26 protein-coding genes and 2 tRNA genes are annotated in these 21,211 nt (G+C 57.9%); 13 read left to right on the forward strand and 15 right to left on the reverse strand.

From position 1 onward, the window contains the following. Positions 1 to 84: 84 nt before the first annotated feature. Both NT137_01340 and NT137_01345 read left to right on the forward strand, forming a co-directional pair. Positions 85 to 1,065 (forward strand): hypothetical protein, encoded by a 981-nt coding sequence (locus NT137_01340; protein ID MCX6651990.1) that lies wholly within the window; start codon positions 85 to 87, stop codon positions 1,063 to 1,065. 3 nt (positions 1,066 to 1,068) lie between these two features. Beyond that, positions 1,069 to 1,716: a hypothetical protein gene (locus tag NT137_01345; GenBank protein MCX6651991.1), complete on the forward strand. Its 648-nt coding sequence runs from the start codon at positions 1,069 to 1,071 to the stop codon at positions 1,714 to 1,716. Positions 1,717 to 1,773: 57 nt separating this feature from the next. Here the strand turns inward: NT137_01345 and NT137_01350 are convergent, their stop codons facing one another. The 3 genes from NT137_01350 to NT137_01360 all read right to left on the reverse strand — a co-directional run bounded on the left by NT137_01350 (position 1,774) and on the right by NT137_01360 (position 4,450). Then, positions 1,774 to 2,328 (reverse strand): hypothetical protein, encoded by a 555-nt coding sequence (locus NT137_01350; GenBank protein ID MCX6651992.1) that lies wholly within the window; start codon positions 2,326 to 2,328, stop codon positions 1,774 to 1,776. Between the two features lie 358 nt (positions 2,329 to 2,686). Next, the gene (locus tag NT137_01355) at positions 2,687 to 3,589 is read right to left on the reverse strand and encodes a hypothetical protein (GenBank protein ID MCX6651993.1); all 903 of its coding nucleotides are present in this window, start codon (positions 3,587 to 3,589) and stop codon (positions 2,687 to 2,689) included. A 135-nt stretch (positions 3,590 to 3,724) separates the two neighbouring features. Further along, on the reverse strand, positions 3,725 to 4,450 hold the full coding sequence (locus NT137_01360; protein MCX6651994.1) for a hypothetical protein: 726 nt from the start codon (positions 4,448 to 4,450) through the stop codon (positions 3,725 to 3,727). A gap of 283 nt (positions 4,451 to 4,733) precedes the next feature. Here NT137_01360 and NT137_01365 point away from each other — a divergent pair, with 283 nt between their 5' ends. Genes NT137_01365 through NT137_01375 form a run of 3 tightly spaced genes read left to right on the forward strand, consistent with a single transcriptional unit; the run spans position 4,734 to position 5,378 of the window. Continuing rightward, the gene (locus NT137_01365) at positions 4,734 to 4,907 is read left to right on the forward strand and encodes a hypothetical protein (protein ID MCX6651995.1); all 174 of its coding nucleotides are present in this window, start codon (positions 4,734 to 4,736) and stop codon (positions 4,905 to 4,907) included. Between the two features lies 1 nt (position 4,908). After that, positions 4,909 to 5,121: a hypothetical protein gene (locus NT137_01370; GenBank protein MCX6651996.1), complete on the forward strand. Its 213-nt coding sequence runs from the start codon at positions 4,909 to 4,911 to the stop codon at positions 5,119 to 5,121. A 2-nt stretch (positions 5,122 to 5,123) separates the two neighbouring features. Continuing rightward, positions 5,124 to 5,378 carry a hypothetical protein gene (locus NT137_01375; protein MCX6651997.1) on the forward strand — a complete coding sequence of 85 codons (255 nt, stop codon included), beginning with the start codon at positions 5,124 to 5,126 and terminating at the stop codon, positions 5,376 to 5,378. Positions 5,379 to 5,779: 401 nt separating this feature from the next. On the opposite strand, the gene NT137_01380 is transcribed toward NT137_01375, so the two are convergent. Then, positions 5,780 to 5,856, reverse strand: a tRNA-Ala gene (locus NT137_01380). Positions 5,857 to 6,119: 263 nt separating this feature from the next. Here NT137_01380 and NT137_01385 point away from each other — a divergent pair. Continuing rightward, positions 6,120 to 6,371: a hypothetical protein gene (locus tag NT137_01385; protein MCX6651998.1), complete on the forward strand. Its 252-nt coding sequence runs from the start codon at positions 6,120 to 6,122 to the stop codon at positions 6,369 to 6,371. A 55-nt stretch (positions 6,372 to 6,426) separates the two neighbouring features. On the opposite strand, the gene ilvD is transcribed toward NT137_01385, so the two are convergent. From ilvD to NT137_01415, 6 genes are all read right to left on the reverse strand, one after another. Next, the gene (gene ilvD, locus NT137_01390; protein ID MCX6651999.1) at positions 6,427 to 8,073 is read right to left on the reverse strand and encodes a dihydroxy-acid dehydratase; all 1,647 of its coding nucleotides are present in this window, start codon (positions 8,071 to 8,073) and stop codon (positions 6,427 to 6,429) included. Between the two features lie 225 nt (positions 8,074 to 8,298). Then, complete coding sequence (gene rpsJ / locus NT137_01395; protein MCX6652000.1) at positions 8,299 to 8,610, reverse strand: 30S ribosomal protein S10; 312 nt, start codon at positions 8,608 to 8,610, stop codon at positions 8,299 to 8,301. A gap of 31 nt (positions 8,611 to 8,641) precedes the next feature. Beyond that, a complete protein-coding gene (tuf, locus tag NT137_01400) occupies positions 8,642 to 9,922 on the reverse strand; it encodes a translation elongation factor EF-1 subunit alpha (protein ID MCX6652001.1) in 1,281 nt (426 codons plus the stop codon). Positions 9,923 to 9,989: 67 nt separating this feature from the next. Continuing rightward, a complete protein-coding gene (locus NT137_01405; protein ID MCX6652002.1) occupies positions 9,990 to 12,188 on the reverse strand; it encodes an elongation factor EF-2 in 2,199 nt (732 codons plus the stop codon). Between the two features lie 41 nt (positions 12,189 to 12,229). Then, the gene (locus NT137_01410) at positions 12,230 to 12,823 is read right to left on the reverse strand and encodes a 30S ribosomal protein S7 (GenBank protein ID MCX6652003.1); all 594 of its coding nucleotides are present in this window, start codon (positions 12,821 to 12,823) and stop codon (positions 12,230 to 12,232) included. A gap of 5 nt (positions 12,824 to 12,828) precedes the next feature. After that, positions 12,829 to 13,257, reverse strand: coding sequence for a 30S ribosomal protein S12 (locus NT137_01415; GenBank protein MCX6652004.1), 429 nt, complete (start codon positions 13,255 to 13,257; stop codon positions 12,829 to 12,831). A gap of 349 nt (positions 13,258 to 13,606) precedes the next feature. Here NT137_01415 and NT137_01420 point away from each other — a divergent pair, with 349 nt between their 5' ends. Further along, positions 13,607 to 14,293, forward strand: a complete 687-nt coding sequence (locus NT137_01420) for a hypothetical protein (GenBank protein MCX6652005.1) — start codon at positions 13,607 to 13,609, stop codon at positions 14,291 to 14,293. Here the strand turns inward: NT137_01420 and NT137_01425 are convergent. Then, on the reverse strand, positions 14,290 to 14,862 hold the full coding sequence (locus NT137_01425; protein MCX6652006.1) for a DUF99 family protein: 573 nt from the start codon (positions 14,860 to 14,862) through the stop codon (positions 14,290 to 14,292). The genes NT137_01420 and NT137_01425 overlap by 4 nt on opposite strands. Before the next feature lies 1 nt (position 14,863). Then, on the reverse strand, positions 14,864 to 15,226 hold the full coding sequence (gene pth2, locus NT137_01430) for a peptidyl-tRNA hydrolase Pth2 (protein ID MCX6652007.1): 363 nt from the start codon (positions 15,224 to 15,226) through the stop codon (positions 14,864 to 14,866). A 92-nt stretch (positions 15,227 to 15,318) separates the two neighbouring features. Between pth2 and tgtA the strand changes: the two genes are divergently transcribed. Next, the gene (gene tgtA, locus NT137_01435; GenBank protein ID MCX6652008.1) at positions 15,319 to 17,274 is read left to right on the forward strand and encodes a tRNA guanosine(15) transglycosylase TgtA; all 1,956 of its coding nucleotides are present in this window, start codon (positions 15,319 to 15,321) and stop codon (positions 17,272 to 17,274) included. Here tgtA and NT137_01440 read toward each other — a convergent pair. Continuing rightward, a complete protein-coding gene (locus NT137_01440) occupies positions 17,239 to 17,499 on the reverse strand; it encodes a KEOPS complex subunit Pcc1 (GenBank protein MCX6652009.1) in 261 nt (86 codons plus the stop codon). The genes tgtA and NT137_01440 overlap by 36 nt on opposite strands. A gap of 110 nt (positions 17,500 to 17,609) precedes the next feature. Here NT137_01440 and NT137_01445 point away from each other — a divergent pair, with 110 nt between their 5' ends. Further along, a complete protein-coding gene (locus NT137_01445; protein ID MCX6652010.1) occupies positions 17,610 to 18,128 on the forward strand; it encodes a nitroreductase family protein in 519 nt (172 codons plus the stop codon). A gap of 8 nt (positions 18,129 to 18,136) precedes the next feature. On the opposite strand, the gene NT137_01450 is transcribed toward NT137_01445, so the two are convergent. Beyond that, a tRNA-Gln gene (locus NT137_01450) sits at positions 18,137 to 18,209 on the reverse strand. Positions 18,210 to 18,273: 64 nt separating this feature from the next. Next, positions 18,274 to 19,515 carry a tRNA (N(6)-L-threonylcarbamoyladenosine(37)-C(2))-methylthiotransferase gene (locus tag NT137_01455; GenBank protein ID MCX6652011.1) on the reverse strand — a complete coding sequence of 414 codons (1,242 nt, stop codon included), beginning with the start codon at positions 19,513 to 19,515 and terminating at the stop codon, positions 18,274 to 18,276. A gap of 325 nt (positions 19,516 to 19,840) precedes the next feature. On the opposite strand from NT137_01455, the gene NT137_01460 reads away from it, so the two are divergent. The 4 genes from NT137_01460 to NT137_01475 all read left to right on the forward strand — a co-directional run bounded on the left by NT137_01460 (position 19,841) and on the right by NT137_01475 (position 21,173). Then, the gene (locus NT137_01460) at positions 19,841 to 20,071 is read left to right on the forward strand and encodes a flavodoxin domain-containing protein (GenBank protein ID MCX6652012.1); all 231 of its coding nucleotides are present in this window, start codon (positions 19,841 to 19,843) and stop codon (positions 20,069 to 20,071) included. Positions 20,072 to 20,110: 39 nt separating this feature from the next. Further along, positions 20,111 to 20,329 (forward strand): hypothetical protein, encoded by a 219-nt coding sequence (locus tag NT137_01465; protein MCX6652013.1) that lies wholly within the window; start codon positions 20,111 to 20,113, stop codon positions 20,327 to 20,329. A 234-nt stretch (positions 20,330 to 20,563) separates the two neighbouring features. Further along, on the forward strand, positions 20,564 to 20,917 hold the full coding sequence (locus tag NT137_01470) for a DsrE family protein (GenBank protein MCX6652014.1): 354 nt from the start codon (positions 20,564 to 20,566) through the stop codon (positions 20,915 to 20,917). A gap of 25 nt (positions 20,918 to 20,942) precedes the next feature. After that, the gene (locus tag NT137_01475; GenBank protein ID MCX6652015.1) at positions 20,943 to 21,173 is read left to right on the forward strand and encodes a sulfurtransferase TusA family protein; all 231 of its coding nucleotides are present in this window, start codon (positions 20,943 to 20,945) and stop codon (positions 21,171 to 21,173) included. The last annotated feature ends 38 nt before the right edge of the window (positions 21,174 to 21,211 follow it).

The raw sequence follows: 21,211 nt of genomic DNA on the forward strand, positions 1-21,211 counted from the left end.
GCTGGGTTTCGCAACGATGGTTAGGGGCGAAAGGGTTAAGTTGCCGGAGTCTGTCTCCCCCTCGGCGAGTGGGTTGCTGCTGACGTGAAGGTGGACGCACAGCTGACCGAGGAGGACCTCGTCGACCTTATTGTACTGGCGGGTGTCAACGAGTTCCGCAAGGAACAGAGGACGCCCACGGAATCGAAGACCATCTGGACCAAGGTGGCATTCTCGATAATCGAGGAACTGAAGCTGCCGGTCACGCACTACTGGTACCGATACGGCGGGTGGATCGAGACGGGCAGGCTGGAGGCACAGCGAATCCTCCAGGTCTATGGGGCGGTCGAGACAGACAAGTACCCGGACCCGAAGAAGATCTTCAGCCTTTCCCAGGCAAATCGCGAGCTCTTCGAGAGGATCTCGGCTGCGGTGAAGGAGCGGCATGACATGTTCTCCGCGGACACGACTGACCTGCGGCGCAGCCTATATATCGAGGACGCCCCCGAGAGGATGCGAGACGCGTACCTCCCCAACCTAGACCTCATGGAGATCTGCAGGTCGACGGTTAACAACGTTGACAACGAGATTCTCCCGATTCGCGCCGCGGAGGCGGCGTCGTCGAAGATCACAGACTTGCATCTTGCTATTGCCAGGCTCGGATACCCCTGGGAGCAGATGCAGCAGGTAATCGAGTTCACCGACCTAATCGAGAAGACGCTGATCAGTCTCAAGAGCTGGCCGCTTAATGGGGGCCGAAGGGAGGCCTGGGTCCGGCACTTCGGAGAGCTGATCAAGTCCTACGATTCGACCGGATGGGTCATCCTTGCCTCGCACTTCGCGGCAGAGTCCGTGAAGGGTCCTAGGAAGGACGCCGTCGTGCAATCCATGAAGCGCAAGGGCGAGGAGTCGACGAGGGATTCCCAGAAGGCGCTACGCGCACTCACCGCGTCGCTCGCTTCGGATGGATTCCTCCCTTCCGCGATGGAGCTCGACGCCGCAATCAAGGTGAGGAGGTCAGGCAAGCACGAGAAGGAGCTCGCCTTGATCACCGACCACTTCGTGGAGTTCACCAAGGGAGAGTAGGAGTTGCTGGACCTCGACCTCTTCCTGGACTCCTGCGTTGTACTCGCGGACGCCTATGGGCCGGAGATCGACCAGAGTGCGCCAGACTGTTCAGCGATCATCGACTGCCCCGCGCCGAAGTACACCAGCAGCCTCGTTGAGTCTGAGCTGGCGAGGGTGGAGTCGCGCAGGAAGAAGCTGTATCAAGACCTCCTCGCCTGGATGGCGGGAGGGGGCTTGATCGGCTCCTTCCCCCGGGCGAATACGCCAGTCAACGACGACGAGCACCTGAAGAGCCTGGAGAGAGCGGTCAGGAAGCTCGGACCGAAGGAAACCCTGGACTACATCCGGCTCCTCAGCTTCAGGCTCGAACAGGGCATAAGGGAGGCCATAAAGAAGCTCAAGACCCCTCCGCTGGACCTCGCCACCGACAAAGAGCTTGAGGGGAGGATGATCGCTAAGAATATCCACCAGATTGACGCCCGGATAACCGCCCAGTACTTCGCCTGGGGAAGGGGGCGGCCGATATCTTGGTTCATCACCAAGGACAGGAAAGGGGTCCTCTCGAGGCGTGATGACATACTCGCCGACGTCGAGGTGGTCTACTCGCTTCTCAAGATGAACGTTGACCTCATTACGCCGAGGGAGGCGAGGCGCAGGCTCGGGATTTGAGAGAAGATGACCGCACGCGAAGTAGCGACCTGATGCCAGACAATGGCCGTCCGTCTATTACTCCTCGTTCTCTTCATCGCCGCCCAAAAGCTTGTACAGAACGTAGGCACTTCCGCCGATTATTGCCAGAGTCCCGACCGCAGACAGCAATCCCTGCCGCTTCATGGATGCCAGTTCATCCGCGATCTGAGCGCACCTGCCCATCAATTCATCCCTCTGAGTCTGCAGTCCATCCCTTGAGAACTCGCAGAGCATCCGAGCGCGACTGGCGGACGCACCCTTTACTACGACACCGTTCTCCCGGAAGACGTATAGAGGCTTGTCTTGTGTGATGCCCATCGTGGGTTCTTCGATCGTCCATTCCGAGGACTTGAACTTACCATCGATTGTCTGGTAGCGTCTCGTCTGGATGGCGATGACACAATCACACCCCCGCACCACTTGCGGGGCGATGCTGGCCGCCTCATAGTCGCTTCTGGCAGGGATGTCAATCCCAATCGTCACTGGTCTGATGCCGTTCTCGAAAAGGCTCCTCCTGAAGAAGTCCATGATTGGTCGGTCCTCGTAGGCGAGGCTGGCACTGAGGAATGCAGTGTGACTCTGAGCGATCATATCTACCTCGGCACTCACGACGTCGAGTCTCTTCTTATTATTGTCGGTTTTCCGGCTAGGTTATCGTCGTGCTCCTCTAGTCTCAGCGCGCAGTCCTAGGACCTCGCAGATCCTCTCGAGCCCGTAAGTCCGGGAGTTATGTGCTCAAGAACCCTCCGGAACCGGCCCCTGGCTACCAATCCTTGGGTAGCTCCGGTCGGCGGGTAACACGATTGACGTCCGGCCGATCGGGAGGAGATGTCGACGAAGAGGGGGCAGATTGTAGCGGAGGGAGCGATGGGGACGAGCTCGCGGGCCTCGAGGACCTGCAGCTGAGGGCGCGAGCTCCGGTGATCTCCAATTCACCGGGACAATCCGACTATGATGACCCATCCTTAGGCGGGTTCTCGGCCTCCAGAGACGAGCCTGTCTTGCTTTCCGGTGGTGATGGCCCAGCTGGCGTCTGCGGGACCTCCTTGTCCTTGCCGTCTTTCCACTTCTTCTTCATCTTTTCCAAATCAGCCGACTCAATCGACTCATGCAATGCCCTCTGTATGGGATCGAGATCCGTGAAGGAACGCAGAGCTGAATGGAGGAAGAATAGCAGGTCGATGACTCCAAAAAGGAACATGGCATTCAACGCGCCCAATAGACCTAGGTAGAATGGATCGGTCACGGTCAGCTCCGTCAGACTATCCATGCTTGAAACGATCATAATTGACATTACCGCTGTGCCAGAGAATACTGTGAGGCACCAGCGTAACGAATTCTTGAGCGCCTCATCCTGCAACTGCCTTCGAATGAGCCATTCGGCCGTTTCGTGACCGGGCAGCTCTTCGAACGTCTTCTGAACGCTCTCGATGTTCTCCGCGAGTTCTTTCAGTTCCCCATCGTCTGTGTCCACCTTTATCTTCTGAGCCAGCAGTCGCAGCATGAGAGGAAAGGCGGCGACGGCTTGAACAAGCCCAACAGCAGGACCTCCCTTCTCAAAGAACGCTCGGGCTGACTCGAGTTCCTCGATTTTTCTCAGCCTGTAAAATCCCATGAAGACCGCGAGAAGGGCGAGAATTGTTAGCGAGATCTGGAGATATAACCCCACCTTCCACCTGTACTCCTCGAGCTCAACTCCTGGTGAAGTCACTCGAATTGCCGCAAAGAACGCCGTCCACATGATTAGGACGGCGAGAGAGACGGAATTGTACCAGGTGGCCTTCCTCCTTTTCCTAGTCTTCGTTGACTTCGAGAACTCTGAGCCAACGGAAGTCGGTTGAGTTCCTGACATTCCTCTCAGCTCTTGCCGTGGGCCTTGCGGTACTCGAGCAGGGCAACCTCGATCCCGTGAGACCTGCTCGCGAAGACGCGCTTCTTGACCATTCTCTTTCTCCTTCAGTTCCTTATCTGAATGCCACGCACCGCTTCACTTACTTTTCCCCTCTTGCGAAATCCCAGGGAGCCTCTCAAAGATCTCAGTGATCTTCTCTCCCAACTGCGGATTGCTGGCCAGAGCCTCCCAACCGATGAGATTCTCCCTGTCGATGTAGTCTAGATACTCATTCACACCGACGAGCATTGGCATGTGTCGCATGAAGTTGTGCCTCCAATCTAGGTTCATCTTCATTCGACGCTTCTCATCTAACGGAAGAACGACATAATTCTGGCTTTTCGAGAACTGGAATCCGATAAGAGGTCCCATTCTCAAGCCGTCTCTGATGCGAATCCTTCTAAAGAAGTCGTCACTCTTGCCTATTTTGGCGACATGCCTGAAAACGTCGAGTAGATTCTGCTGCAGAGGGACGGGGTCATTCAACTTTGATGGAAATCCAACCAAGTCCAAGAATTTAGCGCTCAAAACACAATACGTCTCATTCCAGTTGTAGTGTCCGATAGTCTTTTCACAGGATTCGGTCACCTTCTTGGCCATTTCTTCTGCGTCTACATCCATCTCCCAGACTTTGTCTTGGCCTCTATTGGTGTCTTTGATGTGGGCATTGACCCGGCCATCCCTGAAATATATTTGAAGATGAATATTGCGCCCTTTCTTCGCCACGAAGAAAACGAATCCATCAACCGTTTCTTGCATTCCATACGTTACCAGGTTCAATTCATCAGCATTTAGCCTTATTCGTGATTTCTGTCTTGGCATTCTATTATTTCCCCTGCCGTTTCCTAAATTCCATAAGGCAGAGCTCAATTCCATGAGATCTACTCGCGAACAAGCGCTGAGCAATCATTTTGTCGAGCCAGGCGAGTGTTTCCTTCGGCAATGTTATCGTAATTTTCTCCCGTATTTCACCCTCAGGTTTCTTAGGCCTTACCATGCATCAATCAAGCTGTTAGTAACTGTTTAATACTGCTTATGTTAATAACAGTTATTACCAGTTATTACCATCTAATAACAGGTAGGAAGCCGTAGTATGTCGAAGAAAATGGTGTTCAGTATTGCGTTGGAAGCTGAGGAGATCCAGGAGCTCAAGGACACGGCCAAGCGGATGGCGCTCCCGCCGTCCGTCTACGCCCGATCCCTGCTCCTGAGGGCGCTGAGGGACGAGATCGCCGCGATGGACGAAGCGGAGAAGGCGAGGCCGGCGGGGGTGGGCTGATATGCCCGAGGATCCGAGATACAAGGCGCCGGGCTTCAGGGAGGCGCACCTCGAGGTATGCAAGGCCTACCGGGAGCTCCACGAGGCCTTCGGGAGCGTCGGGGAAGCGAAGAGGGCCGCCGGAACGGATGAGAGGGCGAAGGAGCTCCTTGGGCGCTACGAGAGCGCGATCGCGAGGCGGCGGGCGGTCGTCCGCGCCGGCAGGGAGAAATGATCATGCCCTGCGAGATGACGGAGCTCGAACACATCGAGCTGAAGATGGTCGACGGCATGCCAGTTGATTGGTGGCAGGGAGTGGAGGACTCGGTCAAGCTCATCCTCGGGATGATCGAAAAGGTGGAGAAGGGACAGGCGCAGCTGAGCGACGTCACGGAGGAGCTGATCTGGATCCTTCTCTACGCGGAGGATTCGAGGGAGATCTGGTTCGCGCAGAAGGTGGGGCTTAAGATGCCGGCGAAGGTGGAGGGTTGACTGCGATCGGGTCCTGACCAACTACCTAGACCTACTCCGAGGAGAGAGCTCGTGAATCATCCTTTGCCAGAAGTCTGCCCAGGCCTCCAAGTTTCTATTGTTTTCCGGAGGATCGGGCGGCCCAAACTCAGTTCCTCTGGTCGCTTTCCAATAACCTTCGAAGCGACCATAGAGGATCCCGCAACTCTTGGCGGTTCTCCTCTCGAGCTCCTCTATCGCTTGGATCGGCGCAAGCATCCTGTTGTAGAGCATTGGGTCGATGGGCACTCGGACCCGAGGACGACGATCCGCTACCTCGGGCTGAACTTCGACGACGTGGGCGACGCCATGGTGAAGTACGCCAGGTACCGCAAGGCCGTCGTTTTTCCGAAAGTGGAAACTTTTCAGCGAAGCCAGGATAATGGTGGACGGATCGGGATTTGAACCCGAGACCTCCTGATTGCAAATCAGGCGATCTTCCAGTCTGATCTATCCGCCCTTCGGGAGGTTGTAACGCCACTCCGGTTAAATAGGTTTCTGGGAACTGGTAAGCCCGCCGCCATCTGGCCAACCGCCTGCCATCTGCTCCGAAATTCTTATGTGAAAGCGGGCGCCAATGCGATTTGGAGGAGTGGTTCCGTTGGAACACGATCCAAACGAAGAGCCTCAGTCTAACTCAACGCCTGAGATGTTCATCTTCAGCCGTGAGGCCAGATTGCTGGTCGTGTCCGTCGGTTTGATAGCGGCGTTCATGCATGGTACGTGTTCAGCAGCATATGGGGAACCTGCTCGGTCAGCCTCTTTGATGCGCTGAAGGTGACCGACAACGTCGGTCTGGAACTGGCTTCCCTGCTGTTCTTCCTCGGTCTGGCGGCCTCTGCCATGAAACCTCGGGCCTGGACCGCGTTGGGCGCGGGGGCCATGGTGCTAGGAATGCTGTCGGGGATGTTTTCACTAAGGGAGTACAGCGCCTGGGCATGGGCTTTGTCTTCGGGGCACTGGCGACGTTCCTGATCACCATGATCGCCCTAGATTGGATGGTCCACTCCTGAATTCCCTGACTGAGGCCTTACCTACAGACCGCGCCTTCCGAGGCGGCGCTTACCAGTTTCCTGTATTTCAGCAGCATGCCAGTAGGCCTCTTGTCCAATAGGACCACGCGCTCCAGCCTTCTTCGGATATCATCTTCTGTCACGAGCAGCTCCAGCTTCCTGGCCGGGATATCGATTCGTATCTTGTCCCCGTTCTGCACCGCCGCTATCGGCCCTTTGGCAAAGGCCTCCGGGCTCACGTGACCGATGCACGGCCCTCTGGTAGCACCCGAGAACCGGCCGTCGGTGATGAGCGCTACGGAGTCAGAGAGACCCATGCCAGCGATGAGGCTGGTGGGCAAGAGCATCTCTGGCATTCCAGGGGCACCCATCGGTCCTTCGTACCGAATGACCACTACATCCCCCGGAACGATCTTCCTTTCCCGGATGGCCTCCGTCGCCTGAGCCTCAGAATCGAACACCTTGGCGGTGCCGGTGAAGCGCATCATCTTCTCTTCCACGGCCACTTGCTTCACCACCCCTCCACCCGGTGCCAGGTTCCCAAATAGCACAGCGATGCCCCCTTCAATATGGAATGGGCGTTTCAGAGGCCTGATGATCTCCTCGTCCTGCACCTTCGACCCTTTCGCTATCTGGGCGATGCTCTTTCCTGAGACCGTCCTTTCGTCCGAAAGCATACTCCGCAGGCGGTTCAGGATCGCCGGCACTCCTCCCGCTCGGTCAAAATCTTCCATGTGGTATGAGCCACTGGGCCGGATGCTGACAAGATGCGGTACGAGCCTGGAGATCTCATCGAAGACCGTCAGGTCGATCTCCACACCAAAGTCCGAAGCGATGGCCGGAATGTGCAATGCGGTGTTGGTGGAGCCTCCGATGGCCATGTCCACTTTGATGGCGTTGACGAACGATTCCCGGGTCACGATCTGGCGAGGCGTCACCTCCTCCCTCGCCAGCTGCACGATTCTCCGCCCCGTCTTCCGAGCGATCTGCCTTTTCTTGGGACTGGTGGCGAGCGAGGTACCGCATCCGACCAGGCTCAGACCAAGCGCCTCCGTCAGGCAGGCCATGGAGTTCGCGGTGAAGAGGCCGGAGCAGGCACCCTCACCCGGACAGGCGTGCCGCTCGATTTCGTGCACCTTCTCCTCTTCCAGCTTGCCAGCGGCGTATGCCCCCAGAGCCTCGAACACGCTCTGCAGGTCCAGCTTTCCGTCGCAGCCCTTGCCCGCCTTCATCGGTCCGCCGGTGAGCATGATCGCCGGCACGTCCAGTCTCCCGCAGGCCATGAGCATGCCGGGAGTAATCTTGTCGCAATTGGTCACTCCGACCCATCCGTCCAGGCAGTGGGCCTGCACCATCAGCTCGACGCAGTCGGAGACGACCTCCCGCGATGCGAGAGAGTACCTCATTCCTGGATGACCCATGGCTATGCCGTCGCATATGCCCGGCACGCCGAAGGTGAACGGCACTCCGCCTTCCTCTTCGATCCCCTTCTTCACCTCCTCCACCAACTTGTTCAAGTGGATGTGCCCGGGGATGATGTCGTTCCAGGAATTGGCGATGCCTATGAACGGCTTGGAGAGATCATCTTCATCGATCCCGACCGCCCGCAGCAAGCTCCTGCTCGGCGCCTTCCCTATGCCCTTCTTGACCATGTCGCTTCTCATGGCGGTCCCAGGCAGCTAATGCCAAAGCTCTTAGTTCAATCTGTCGGACCAGGAGCAAGGACCTTCCATTCAGAGGCACATATCGCAAGGCACCGCTTACCGACCCAACAAACCAACTGAACCTGGAAAACGGATCATTATGGTCAGAGATGTACGAATGTTTCGCTCATCAAGAAGAACGCTTCAAGAAAAGAAGGGATGTTGATGTCGTAAGAAATTAAGAGTTTAGGAGCGCAGCACGATCTCGATGTTCACGCCATCGGGGACCTGTATGCGCATGAGCTGCCTGAGGGCGCGCTCGTCCGCGTCCAGATCGATGAGCCGCTTGTGAATGCGCATCTCCCAATGGTCCCAGGTCTCGGAGCCTTCTCCGTCTGGGCTCTTGCGCACCGGGACCTGCAGCCGCTTGGTCGGCAGGGGGATCGGTCCTCGGATAGCCACTCCGGTCCTCTGAGAGATCGCCTTGATCTGACCGCAGACGTTGTCGACCTTCTTCGGGTCGGTGCCGCTCAGTGATATTCTTGCCCGTTGTGCCATGTGGGTGCCTCAAAATAGGAAGGAAAGGGGTTTAGGTCATCTCCCTCTTTTCGACATCGATGCACATGCCTGCCGCGACGGTCGCGCCCATGTCGCGTATGGCGAACCTGCCCAATTGCGGGAAGTCCTTGGACTTCTCGATGACCAGAGGCTTGGTGGGCTGGATCTTGACGATGGCCGCATCGCCCGCCTTCAGGAACTGGGGGTTCTCCTCCTTCACTTCGCCCGTTTTCGGGTCGAGCTTCTTCTGCAGCTCGATGAAGGTGCACGCCACCTGCGCCGTGTGGCAGTGGAACACCGGGGTGTAGCCGACGGTGATCACCGACGGATGGTTCAGGACCATTATCTGGGCCACGAATGTCTTCGCCACCATCGGCGGGTTATCGACCGGTCCGGCCACGTCGCCGCGCTTGATGTCGTTCTTGGCGATGCCGCGGACGTTGAAGCCCACGTTGTCGCCCGGAAGGGCCTGGGGCAAGGCTTCGTGGTGCATCTCGATGCTCTTCACTTCGCCCACCTTGTTGGACGGCATGAAGATGACCTTCATGTCCGGCTTGAGCACGCCGCACTCCACCCGACCGACAGGCACGGTGCCTATGCCAGTGATGGTATAGACGTCCTGGATTGGCAACCTAAGCGGAAGGTTGGTGGCCTGGGCGGGCACTTCCAGCACGTCCAGCGCCTGCAGGAGGGTCGGCCCTTTGTACCAGCCCATATTGGGCGACGGCTTGGTGGCGTTGTCTCCCTTGTACGCGGACAGGGGCACGAACTGCACCTTCTCCAGCTTGTAGCCCACTCCCTTAAGCAGCTTGGAGACCTCTTCCTTGACCTCGTCGTAGCGCTTCTGGTCGAAGGCCGGCTTGACGGCGTCCATCTTGTTGAGGGCCACGATCAGCTGATTGACACCCAACGTCCTAGCCAGGAAGATGTGTTCCTTGGTCTGGGCCTGGGGCCCCTCGATCGCGCTCACGACCAGCACGGCGGCGTCCGCCTGGCTGGTTCCTGTGATCATGTTCTTCACGAAGTCCCGGTGACCGGGCGCGTCGATGATGGTGAAGTAGTACTTGTCGGTGTTGAACCTTTTATGCGAGACATCGATGGTTACACCGCGCTCCCTCTCTTCCTTGAGGGAGTCCATGACCCAGGCGAACTCGAAGGTCGCCTTGCCCTTCTCTTCGGCCAGCTTTCTGTACTTCTCTATCAGGTACGGTTCGATGTGGCCCGTGTCGCTCAGCAGACGTCCAACAGCTGTGGATTTTCCGTGATCGACGTGACCAATGAACACGAGGTTCAAGTGAGGTTTCTCTGCCATGTTCCAGCCTCCTTTTCTTGGATTTGTTTCTCCATACTATATTCCATATTTAACGCTTCTTGCATTCTCAGCCCGAATAGTAACCGGCATCATAGGGTTCTGGATTAAGTCCCTTGCGCTTGCGTATCTCCGCCACCACCTTGGCCTGAATATCAGGCGGAACGCGCACGAAGCCCGAGTTCTCGGTGGACCACAGAGCACGGCCCTGGGTCGCGCTGCGGATGGCGCTTGCGAACCCGAACATCTCCGCCACCGGGGCTTTGGCGGTCACCACGGCCGCCTCGCCTTCTTGGCTTATGTTCTCGATGACGCCGCGTCTGGACTGCACCTCGCGCACCGCATACCCCATTAGGTCCTGTGGGACATTGATGTATACCTTCTGGATCGGTTCCATGAGCAGGCGGGTGGCCAAGCACATGGCGCCGTAGATGCCAGAGCGCATGGCCGGGATGACCTGCGCCGGGCCGCGGTGCACACCGTCCTCGTGCAGCTTGGCATCCACCAAACGCACTTTCAGACCCATGGCCTTCTCCTGAGCTAGAGGCCCTAGCGTCATGGCTTCTTCGAAGGCCTGCTTGCACAGTTCCATGGTCTCGTTGAGGTACTGGATACTTTTGGTGGTGTCGATGAGCACATCGGTGTCCTTGAAGGATACGATGCCCTTCGCCTCGTCACGGTCCATGCCCAGGTCGATGAGCTGCCTGGCCAGGGCCTTGGGGTCCTTGATCTTCCCCTCGGTCTTGATGTCGCCCGCCTTGATAGCGTCGTAGACCGCCTGCTCCAAAGGCTCCACCTCGATGTAGAACTTGTTGTGCTTGTTGGGGGACTTGCCCTCGAATGGCCCGCCCATCTCCTTCACGCACTCGCGGTACACCACGATGGGCGTGGAGGTCACGATCTCCACCTTATGGTCGTTGACGATGCGGTAGTTGGTGATTTCCAGGTGGAGCTCGCCCATGCCAGATAGAAGGTTCTCGCCCGTCTCCTGGTTGATCTGCACCACGAGGGAGGGGTCGGCCTTGGCCACGGTCCTCAGGACCTCCACCAGCTTGGGCAGGTCCTTCATGTGCTTGGCCTCTATGGCCACAGTGACCACTGGCTCGCTATAGTGAATGATCTTCTCGAAAGACTCCACGTCCTTCATGGAGGAGACCGTGCTTCCGGCCGTGGCGTCCTTCAATCCCGAGACGGCCACGATGTTGCCGGCATCCATTTCTTCGACCGTTATGCGGTCCGCCCCCACGGACAAGGCGACGATCTGCACTCGATTGGTGTTGCCGACGCCGGAGATGTACATCTCCATGCCCTTGGTGAGCTTGCCTGAGAACAGTCTGCCCACAGCCACTTCGCCCGCGTGCGGGTCCATGATGATCTTGGTTACCATGAACATGGTCTGCCCCTTGCGGTCGCAGTTGAGCATCGACTGGCCGATCTCGCTCTCCAGGTCTCCCTTCCAGATGACCGGAACTCGTATTTTCTGAGCCTCGTATGGGTTCGGGATGTGCTTGATGGCCATGTCGAGCAGCACCTCGTGCACCGGGGACTTCTTGGCGAGGGCCTTCTGGTCGCCATTCTTGCAGTGTTCGTACACATCTTTCATGGAGGTGCCGCTCTTCTTCATGTAGGGAGCGGAGACGGCCCAGTTGTGAAAGGCGCTTCCCAACGCCACCGTCCCGTCCTGCACGCTCACCTGCCACTCCTTGTTCATCGGAGCGGGGATCTGGGTAGCGATGCGTCGGTTGACCTCGGTGATTATCTGAACGAAGCGCTGCTGCATCTGCTCCGGGGTGACCTTGAGCTCGTTGATGAGCCTGTCCACCTTGTTGATGAACAGCACCGGCCGGACGCGCTCCTTGAGCGCCTGCCGGATGACCGTTTCGGTCTGGGGCATTATGCCCTCCACTGCGCAGACCAGGATGATGACGCCGTCCAATGCACGCATGGCCCTAGTGACATCGCCTCCGAAGTCCACGTGGCCCGGCGTGTCGATGAGGTTGATGAGGTACTCCTTGCCCTCGAAGACGTGCACCATCGAGGCGTTGGCCGCGTTGATGGTGATCCCGCGGGCCTGTTCCTGCTCGTCATAATCGAGCATGAGCTGCTTGCCGGCTAGATCCTCCGACATCATTCCCGCGCCCGCGATTAGGTTGTCGGAAAGGGTGGTCTTGCCGTGGTCGATGTGCGCCGCCGTACCGATGTTCCTGATCCGTGTGGGATCAGTCATGATGGCCTGCGCCTTCTTGATGTTTTCCTCTTTGCGTCCCATGATTCCACCTTGGTTATTGAGATCGAACGAAAGCTTCCCGCTCACCTGGCCGAGGAAGCGACCCTCTCGAGCTCTTCCTTCTTGGAGACCGCATAGGAGTTCATGTCGTTCTTCGAGGCCAATATCAACTCGTCCGCCAGGCAGTCCTGGATCGGCTTGGTGTTCTTGAAGCTGGACTGGATGGCGCCCTTGGCGATGTTGCGCAAGGCGATATCCAACCTGCGGGACGGACCCACATCCACTGCCTTGGGCACGGATATGCCACCGAACTGCAACCGGGTGATCTCTTCCCGCGGGGCCGCGTTCTCCAGGGCCTCGACCAGAACCTGGATCGGGTTCTTCTTGGTCTTCTCCGCGATGGTGTCAAAAGCCTCCTTGGTCACGCGGTAGGCTTTCATCTTCTTGCCAGTGTAAACCTCGGTGCGCATCATGTTGTTGATGAGCCTCTCCACGATGCTCAGTCGGGCCTTGCCGAACCAGCGGTTGGCGTGCCTTCCATCGGAATGCGGTACGCCCGTCATCTTGAGACTGATATACTTGGCCAATCCGCCATCCTTCACCACGACGTCCGAGACGCCGTACTTCCCAAACAGAAGGAACTCGTTGGCCGCTTGGATGTTCTGCTCTTCTGCCATTTCCTTCACCTCACCGGCTTCTCCTTCCTGCCCCTGACGAGCTCGTTGAGGGAGACGCTGTTGACCTGGATGACCTTGTATCTGACACCAGGGATATCACCGTAGGAACGTCCGAGCCTTCCGCCGATGCCTTCCACCAGCACCTCGTCGTGCTCGTCGATGAAGTTGATGGCGCCGTCACCGACCGCAAAGGCGGTGATCTGACGACCGTTCTTGATGAGCTGGACCTTGACGCACTTCCGAATGGCGGAGTTGGGCTGCTTGGCCTCGATACCTACCTTCTCCAAGACGATGCCGCGACCCTGGGCCGCACCCTCCAACGGGTCGGACTTCTCCTTCAGTCGGAGCATCCTCCTCTTGTAGGTACTGTCACTCCATCGGAACTTCTGCCGATCCTTTTTCAGCTTTCTGGCAGTATATAGACCTCTAGCCATTATTTCACCTTGACTGGGAAGCGGCTGCCCTATTACGCTAGTCGTATATAAGCGTTGAGGGTTTTCAGCGATACTTCAGCAGCCGTCCTAATGAACACGGGTATTAAAACCTTTTGGATAGCAGCCAGACTCATCGTGGAAGGGAAAACGAGGAGGGGGCAATAATCGCGTTCCGAACGGGCATAAAGAATAGAAGCAATCACACGATTCTACACGCCCTTCGGCCCTTCGGTTACGAGTCTCGTATTCCCCTAGATGATTCTGAGAACGGATGGCTAGATACTTTTTGTCTGACAAGTGGCGGACATTTTTTATATGGGCATGACCTCTATAGGCCCTTGGGATGGGAATGGCAGCGGGAGCGAGCGAGCATCAAATCCAGATAGAGAAGGCGGAGAACGTCATCCAGTACGTGTTGGCTGTCGTAGCCCCTTCGCTCATGGCGTTCATGCTCTACTCGTTCCTGCTATTCGACTTTCTGTTCAACGCCACCTTCTTCGCCATCGTGCTTGTGGCGCTGCTGACTCTCCTACCAGCGATGAAGATGCACCGCCTGCATTTCAAGACCTGGGCCCGCAATACCATGCCGCAGAAGCTCGTCACCAGCGTAATCGGCATGATCTACATCGCCGTGGTGAGCGTGCTCGTCATCTCCTTGCTTTCGGCATATGAAGGTCTGGATCCGGAGAAGCCTGCCACATTCGCCATCAGTGGCGGCCTGCTCCTGGCACTGCTGGGAGTGATGACGTTCGACGCCAGGAACAAGGAGCGATTCGCTTGCACAGAGAAGCGCTTTTTCTGTTGCACCCCAGCGACCCTGGAAGAGCACTTGGTCAAGGACCTCTCGGATGGAGGGCACGAGCACAGGCGCGCCCCGAGGAGGAAGGGTAGCCATTTCGAATTGCCGTCGAGCGGGCTGCGGGTGCGCATCCTTCCATTGAACCGAGGACAGTCCGAGGTCCTGGTGGAGAACATCAACGACAAGAACGCGGAAATGGCGGCCCAATTGAAGTCCTTCCTCGAGGATGTGGCTTAGGCCCTGCCTCGGGATTCGCCTTTCACCATGCCGCTGGCAATGATGTGCGCCATTCGCAACGGCTCCGGATACGCCCCTCGCACAATGCTTTGGCTGACGATCTGTTGCGTCTCTGGCAGTGAGATGCCGACGATCGAGACGAACAGAGGCTTGTGATCCGTTGGGACTTCGTGCAGCGGATGCCTCCGTATCAATTCGAGCCTTGTCCGCCAGTCATCGAAGTACTTCCGCAAGGCATCCTCGATCCTGTCCATGTCCGGGCGGTCCCTGGTCACCGTGGCCACGGGAATGCCCGTTCTCTCATGCAACCGATCTATGTCTATCACGTTGAATCCACCCAGAGCGACGCCGTCCAACATGACCAGCTTGAACTGCTCCCGGAAGCGTGAGCGTGAGATCATCTCCTCCAAAGAAGAGGTGGCATCGTCCCCGTCCACCGAACATTCGGTGCGCATCACACCCTCCAAATAGCCCGGAAGGCGCATCACCACTCCCACCACCAGAACCTTCTCGCCCTCGAAACGGAAAGGGGCGTCATCGATCCCAAGCACCCGGATGTGCTTCTTCACCTCACATCAGCCCCAGGTGCCCCGTCACCTTGTCCACCTGCTCGTCCGGCGCCGGCCCTATGCCGAGGCAAGTGGTGGTGTTCGGGGGCAGCTCCGTCAGCCCGGCATCCGTGATGAGGGCGGTGACCAGGCCGGCGTCCTCAGCAGCGACCTTCAACTCGAAGAGCTCTCTCAGGTTCGCAACTTTGACCACGACCTTCTTCTGCCCCTCGTTGTACCATCGCTCATACCATTCAGGCTTCTTCTTCTTCGAAGCGAGGGCGCAGCTCACCGCCGCGTGCGCCACCTGGGCGGCCATCTTGCCGGGCGAGAGCTTCAGGTCCCTGCGCACGGCGATAACCATCTTGTGCATCATCACGTTCATCTGGACCGAAGCGTTACGAAATCCCTCCGGGCATATGATTCTTCCGCATCCCGGACGACCAAAGGCTTATTATGCAAATTCGATTCCATCGGATGATGCTAGAGATCCTGAAACGGGACGGTTTGGCCCGGATATGCGAGTTCGAGACCCGAAGGGGCAAGCTGGAGACCCCGGTCCTCCTTCCGGTCATCAACCCCCGCAATATCGCCGTGTCGCCGCGGGAGCTCCACGACAGCTTCGGGTTCCAGGGCCTGATCACCAATTCCTACATCATCAAGAAGGACGAGCGCTTGCGCGAACGCGCTCTGAAGGAGGGACTGCACTCACTCCTCGACTATCCTGGCACCATCATGACCGACAGCGGCACCTTCCAGAGCCATATGTACGGGGAGGTGGAGGTGGGGAACGAGGAGATGGTGTCCTTCCAGCGGGACATCGGCTCGGACATCGGCACGGTGCTGGACATCTTCACTGAGCCAGATTGGAGCAAAGAGAGAACGAGACAGGCGGTGGAGACCACCCTGGAACGCACTCAGCAGGCCACTGGGCTCAAAGGCGACATGCTTCTGGCCGGAGTGGTGCAAGGTTCCGTCTACGCCGACCTGCGCGAGGACTGCGCCCGGAGGCTCTCCGGCATGGATGTGGACGTCTTCCCCATCGGTGGGGTGGTGCCCATCATGGAGACCTATCGCTTCGCGGACCTGGTGGATGTCATCATCGCTTCCAAGAAAGGTCTCTCGCCGGACAGGCCAGTGCATCTCTTTGGGGCGGGGCATCCGATGCTCTTCCCGCTGGCGATACTGCTGGGCTGCGACATTTTCGATTCCGCCTCCTATGCGAAGTTCGCACGGGATGGTCGCATGATGCTTCCCTACGGCACCGTACGCCTCGCGGAAATGAAGGGTCTGGACTGCGACTGCCCCTATTGCTCAAAACACACTCTGGCATCGCTGCGCGAGTTGCCCGAGGAAGAGCGGATCGGGGTCATGGCCAGGCATAACCTGCATGTCTCGAAGCGAGAGATTGAGAGGGCCAAGACCGCCCTGCAGGAGGGAGACCTTTGGGAGCTGGTAGAGGTCCGCTGCCGGGTGCATCCCGCGCTCCTCGACGCGCTCAGGCGCCTCAAGCGGCACAAGGACTTCTTGGAACGTTTTGAGCCGCTGAGCCGGGAGGGGGCTTTGTTCTACACCGGGCCGGAGACGCTCCATCGTCCAGCGGTGTTCCGATATGAGAAGAGATACTTCGAACGCTATCGCCAGCCTGCGAACAAGATGCTGGTGGGATTCGCGGACGCGGACAAGCCTTATTCTCGTGTCTACGAAAAGGAGATGGCGGAGATCTCCAAGGACAGCGACGCTCACTTCCTGATCATGTCGCCGTTCGGGCCAGTGCCCATCGAGCTTGACGAGGCCTATCCCATCGCTCAGTCTCTCTTCCCCCGCACCCTGGACATGGAGATGAGCGCGCACATCGACGAGCTCATGGAGCGCTTCTCCCATTGCCAGGAATACGGCATGTGCGTGGTATATGACGGCAATGAGACCCGGGACATGCTAAGAATGCTCTCCACCGGGCCATCCACTTTCGACATCGACATTGCCCGGGTCAGAGCCGTCGCTGACTATCAGTTCGGCAAGGGAGCGGCTGATCACCTGCTACAAGGTGAAGTGGAGATCAACAAGTCCAAGAACACGGGCAAGATCCGCACGGTGCTGGTGGACGGAGAGCACATCCTGTCCATGCGCGCGCCGGACGGCTTCTTCTCCTTGAAGCCGGCTGGGGGGGAGCGGCTGAGAAAGGGCTTCCCTTCGCCAAGGCTGAGGGTGATCGTCAATCAGGACTCGGTGCCGTTCAACCGCGAGGGCAAGAACGTGTTCTGCAATTTCGTCGTCGATTGCGACCCAGACCTGGTGCCGATGGACGAGGTGCTGGTGGTGGACGAAAGCGACAGCCTGCTGGCGATCGGCCGGACCATGCTCATCAGGAGCGAGATGTTGGCGATCAAGAAGGGCCTAGCGGTCAAGGTCCGAGAGGGCGTCAAGCTCTGAGCCCTCATCGCCCACGATGGTATCTGCCACGCGCAGGCAGGATAGAAGGTCCTCGAGCGTATGCAGCATGGAGGCAGGGGAGGAGGCCTGCGCTTTGAGCATCAGCCTCTTCCCATCGAGCCTCGTTTCCACGTATCGGTCATTATCCAAGGAGATGGAGCGGGCCACGTTCTGAGCGCTCTCCTCGTCCGGATAATCGATCTCGATGCTGCACTCCACGGTCACGCTCAGTAAGTGCCCGAGACATTACTTAACATTGGTGCTGCCTGCCGCCAAGAGGTTTTATTAGAGGCCTGCTTCCTAGTCCCTACCAGACGAGCCCTGGAGGTCTGGGTGTGGAACTGGTAGAAAGCATCGAGAAACGGGTGAGCGTGCGTTCGTTCTCTGAGGAGAACGTACCGGAAGAGGTGATCATGGAAGCGCTTCGACTGGCGCAGCTGGCTCCTTCGGCAGGGAATCTGCAGGCACGCGATTTCATCGTCATCCGGGACAAGGACACGAAGAAGAGGCTGGCCAAGGCCGCTTTCGGCCAGGAGTTCTTGGATGAGGCGCCGGTTGTCATCGTCGTCTGCGCCAACCTCGTCCGCATCCGCAACTACGGCATCCGAGGCACGGAGCTCTACTGCCTGCAGGATTCCGCGGCGGCCGTGGAACATATCCTGCTCTTCGCCGCCAGCAAAGGATACGGAAGCTGCTGGGTGGGAGCCTTCGACGAGCGCGAAGTGACCAAGATCCTCAGCTTGCCCGAATGCGCCCGCCCGGTCGCCTTATTGCCCATAGGCCGGCCGAAGGAAGCCTGGCGCAGGACGCCCAGGCTACAGCTGGACACTGTGACGCACAAAGAGAAATGGTGAAAGGGAAGTAGCCCCGGGCAGATTCGAACTGCCGTCACCGGCTCCAAAGGCCAGCATGATTGACCACTACACTACGGGGCTGTACGGAAACCTCGATTAGCCTGCTCCTATTTAAACACTGGACTGCGCTGGTGCTGATTGCAGCTCACACCAGTCGGCCGAAAAGATGAGTGGCCGCATAGCCGACCACCTCCAGTTTCTTGAGCTCGCCGAGGATAGCGTGCTCTTTGATTACTATGGGTGTGCAGAAGGGATCGCGGCATATGAGCGAACCCCCCTTGCCCTGCTCGCTGACTAGTGCATAGGTCTTCTCCCCTACCCTCTGCTCATTGATCTCCTTGGCGATCTCGAAACGCAGCCTGGCCATCTCCCGGGAACGTTCCTTCGAGTGGCGGCTGACCACCTGATCGTCCATTGCCAGGGCATCCGTACCAGGTCGAGCGGAAAAGCGGGTGACGTTTACGATGTTCGGTTTGATCCGGCGCAGCAATTCCATTGTGGCCACATGCTCCTTCTCCGTCTCCCCAGGAAAACCTGTGATGACGTCCGTCGAGAGCGTGAGCTTTGGAATGACCCTGCGGAATCTGGAAACCAGATCCTCGAACTCTCCCACCGTATATGCGCGCTTCATGCGTCTCAAGGCCTCGTCGCTGCCGCTCTGCACTGGCAAGTGGAGGAACTTGTAGACCTTCTCGTTCCTGAAGGCCTCGGCAAGAGGGCCGATGATGTCCTTCAGGCTGTCCGGGTTCATCATACCCGCCCTCGTTCGGAACTCCCCTTCCAATCGGCAGACGTTCCGCAGAAGTTCGGCGAAGCTCGTGCCCAGGTCGTAGCCGTAACAACCGGTGTCCTGACAGGTGAGGTATATCTCCTTCGCTCCCGCCCCTAGCGCCTCATTGACCTGTGCCAGCACATGTTCCGGAGGTCGGCTGACCAAAGAACCTCTCGCCAAACGGGTGATGCAATAGCTGCACGAGCCCAAGCAGCCCTGGGAGATAGGGACGATGGCGGTGATGCCTTTGATCTTCGGGGCGGCTGGTCTCGTGTCCATCGCCCCGAACCTGCTTTCGACGAGGGTCTCGAAATCAGGATACCTTGCGGGAGGAATGACCAACGCATCCGGGACCTTCCGCAGCACCTCATCCGCCTGCACCGAGGCCATGCAGCCCGTGACCACGATCCCTTTGCCTTCGTTGCGCAGCTGGCGCATGCGTTTCAGAACCTTCAGCTCCGTCGCTTCGATCACAGTGCAGGTGTTGACCACCACCACTTCAGCCTCTTCAGCCGTGCAAGAGACCTCGTGACCCAGGTGGTCCAGCTTGCGCTCCATCTCCTGGCCCTCGCCCTGGTTCATGGTGCAGCCATAGGTCTCGACGAAGAACCTCACGCGCCTCCAATCGGCTCCGCGTATATATCTTTGTCAAGGCTGCCGTGAGGCGGTCCTTGTCGCGCTTCACTGAGTCGTATTTCTCCTCGATCTCTTTGCGGCCTTGGAAGACCATATCTATCAGGATTGAACTCGTGGCCTCAGACACTCTACTCCTTTTTCTTACCGCTACGGAACTCCGTTGACTGAACCTTACCCTCACAAGCTCGGCGCAGGCGACAGACTTATGTCATGGGTGGCTGAATTCTCCCAGCGAGGTCGTTGAGTTCGAATCGAACTGAGAATAGTGCGACCTAATCATCCGCAGACTGAGGAGGTTGAGGCCTTGAAGGGGATCGTTGTCTACGATAGCGTGCACGGGAACACCAAGCAAGTGGCCGAGGCCATAGCCGAGCAGATCAGATCTGAAGGTCACCAAGTCGAGCTGAAAGCCCTAAGGGAAGGAAGCGTAGGAGCGGTCTTGGGGGACTTCATGTTCATAGGCTCGCCCACCAGGGCAGGTCGCATGACCAAGGAGGCCAAGGAGTTCGTAGAGAGCCTGGATGTTGATTACTAGAAGGATTGGCCAATAGTAGTCTTCGACACCATCGGGCCATTGTCCAAGGACAAGGAGAAACGCAATAAGACCTTGAAGATGGCCGAGGGCTATTCAAAGAACGCAGCCTCGAAGTTGCAGGAGTTGTGCAGGGAGCGCGGCCTGAAATGTTCGAACGCCATGCATTTCGCAGTGACCGGCATGTGGGGGCCGCTGGCCCCGGACGCGCTAGATATGGCGAGGGATTTCACCCGCCAGTTCCTGGCCGCACTGAAATGATCGAGGGCTTCTTTCGCGCCGATTGACTCGGTCGTCCATACGCGCGTACAAACCTCAGAACACTCGAGGGGGCGGCGAGGTACTCCCTATTGGCACTACCGGTCGAAGCGCCTCGATATGGCCCATGGAACGCTGCGCACCCTGGATCAACGATTGTGCACGTTTCGTCCGCTTCCGTTCCTGAACCGATACCTAGTTATAGCCTGTTAAGATTGTTATTTATAAGGTGTTTCAATGGCGAAAGTAGCAATTGTAGTCAACGGAGGAGAACCGAAGAACGTCTATCCGCCTTTCGTTCTAGGAACGAGTGCACTGGCGGTCGGGGACGAAGTGATTATGTTCTTCGCCCCCGCAGGCGGAATGTGGTGCAAGAAGGGCGAACTGGAGAAGATCACCGGCAAGGGCATGCCCCCCATGACGGACCTGATCGGAAAGTTCAAGACGCTGGGCGGCAAGCTCTACCTGTGCGAGCTGGCGCTCGAGGCCCGCGACCTCAAGAGAGAGGACGTCAGGACCGACACCGAGATCATCGGCGCCACCGAGTTCATGTCAAAGGCCAGTCACTGCACCGTGACCTTCGCGTTCTGAGCCGCCACGCGAACAGCAACAATGGGTGAGAATCACGGCGACCTACATGCTTGATACGCTGGGGAAGAAGTGCCCGCAGCCCATTCTGGAAGTGGTGATCAAGGCCAAGGAATTGAAGCCGGGGGACATATTGGAGGTCCTATCGGACTGCCACTCCTTCCCCCGGGACGTGAAGGCCTGGGCCGAGATGACCAAGCGGGTGCTGCTCTTCTGCAACGACGAGGGAGGCAAGTTCAGAGCTCAGATCCAATTATAACGCGGATTTGCCGTTCGGAAGGCATAGACCCAGAGAAC

This window comes from Methanomassiliicoccales archaeon, from assembly GCA_026394375.1.
Classification (GTDB): Archaea; Thermoplasmatota; Thermoplasmata; order Methanomassiliicoccales; family UBA472; genus JAJRAL01.

What these genes read in the sequence shown, in the direction of transcription:
- NT137_01350 (MCX6651992.1), bottom strand. Translation starts at nt 2,328, where the DNA reads ATGATCGCTCAGAGTCACACTGCATTCCTCAGTGCCAGCCTCGCCTAC.
- NT137_01355 (MCX6651993.1), bottom strand. Translation starts at nt 3,589, where the DNA reads ATGTCAGGAACTCAACCGACTTCCGTTGGCTCAGAGTTCTCGAAGTCA.
- NT137_01360 (MCX6651994.1), bottom strand. Translation starts at nt 4,450, where the DNA reads ATGCCAAGACAGAAATCACGAATAAGGCTAAATGCTGATGAATTGAAC.
- NT137_01365 (MCX6651995.1), top strand. Translation starts at nt 4,734, where the DNA reads ATGGTGTTCAGTATTGCGTTGGAAGCTGAGGAGATCCAGGAGCTCAAG.
- NT137_01370 (MCX6651996.1), top strand. Translation starts at nt 4,909, where the DNA reads ATGCCCGAGGATCCGAGATACAAGGCGCCGGGCTTCAGGGAGGCGCAC.
- NT137_01375 (MCX6651997.1), top strand. Translation starts at nt 5,124, where the DNA reads ATGCCCTGCGAGATGACGGAGCTCGAACACATCGAGCTGAAGATGGTC.
- ilvD (MCX6651999.1), bottom strand. Translation starts at nt 8,073, where the DNA reads ATGAGAAGCGACATGGTCAAGAAGGGCATAGGGAAGGCGCCGAGCAGG.
- rpsJ (MCX6652000.1), bottom strand. Translation starts at nt 8,610, where the DNA reads ATGGCACAACGGGCAAGAATATCACTGAGCGGCACCGACCCGAAGAAG.
- tuf (MCX6652001.1), bottom strand. Translation starts at nt 9,922, where the DNA reads ATGGCAGAGAAACCTCACTTGAACCTCGTGTTCATTGGTCACGTCGAT.
- NT137_01405 (MCX6652002.1), bottom strand. Translation starts at nt 12,188, where the DNA reads ATGGGACGCAAAGAGGAAAACATCAAGAAGGCGCAGGCCATCATGACT.
- NT137_01410 (MCX6652003.1), bottom strand. Translation starts at nt 12,823, where the DNA reads ATGGCAGAAGAGCAGAACATCCAAGCGGCCAACGAGTTCCTTCTGTTT.
- NT137_01415 (MCX6652004.1), bottom strand. Translation starts at nt 13,257, where the DNA reads ATGGCTAGAGGTCTATATACTGCCAGAAAGCTGAAAAAGGATCGGCAG.
- NT137_01420 (MCX6652005.1), top strand. Translation starts at nt 13,607, where the DNA reads ATGGCAGCGGGAGCGAGCGAGCATCAAATCCAGATAGAGAAGGCGGAG.
- pth2 (MCX6652007.1), bottom strand. Translation starts at nt 15,226, where the DNA reads ATGAACGTGATGATGCACAAGATGGTTATCGCCGTGCGCAGGGACCTG.
- tgtA (MCX6652008.1), top strand. Translation starts at nt 15,319, where the DNA reads ATGATGCTAGAGATCCTGAAACGGGACGGTTTGGCCCGGATATGCGAG.
- NT137_01470 (MCX6652014.1), top strand. Translation starts at nt 20,564, where the DNA reads ATGGCGAAAGTAGCAATTGTAGTCAACGGAGGAGAACCGAAGAACGTC.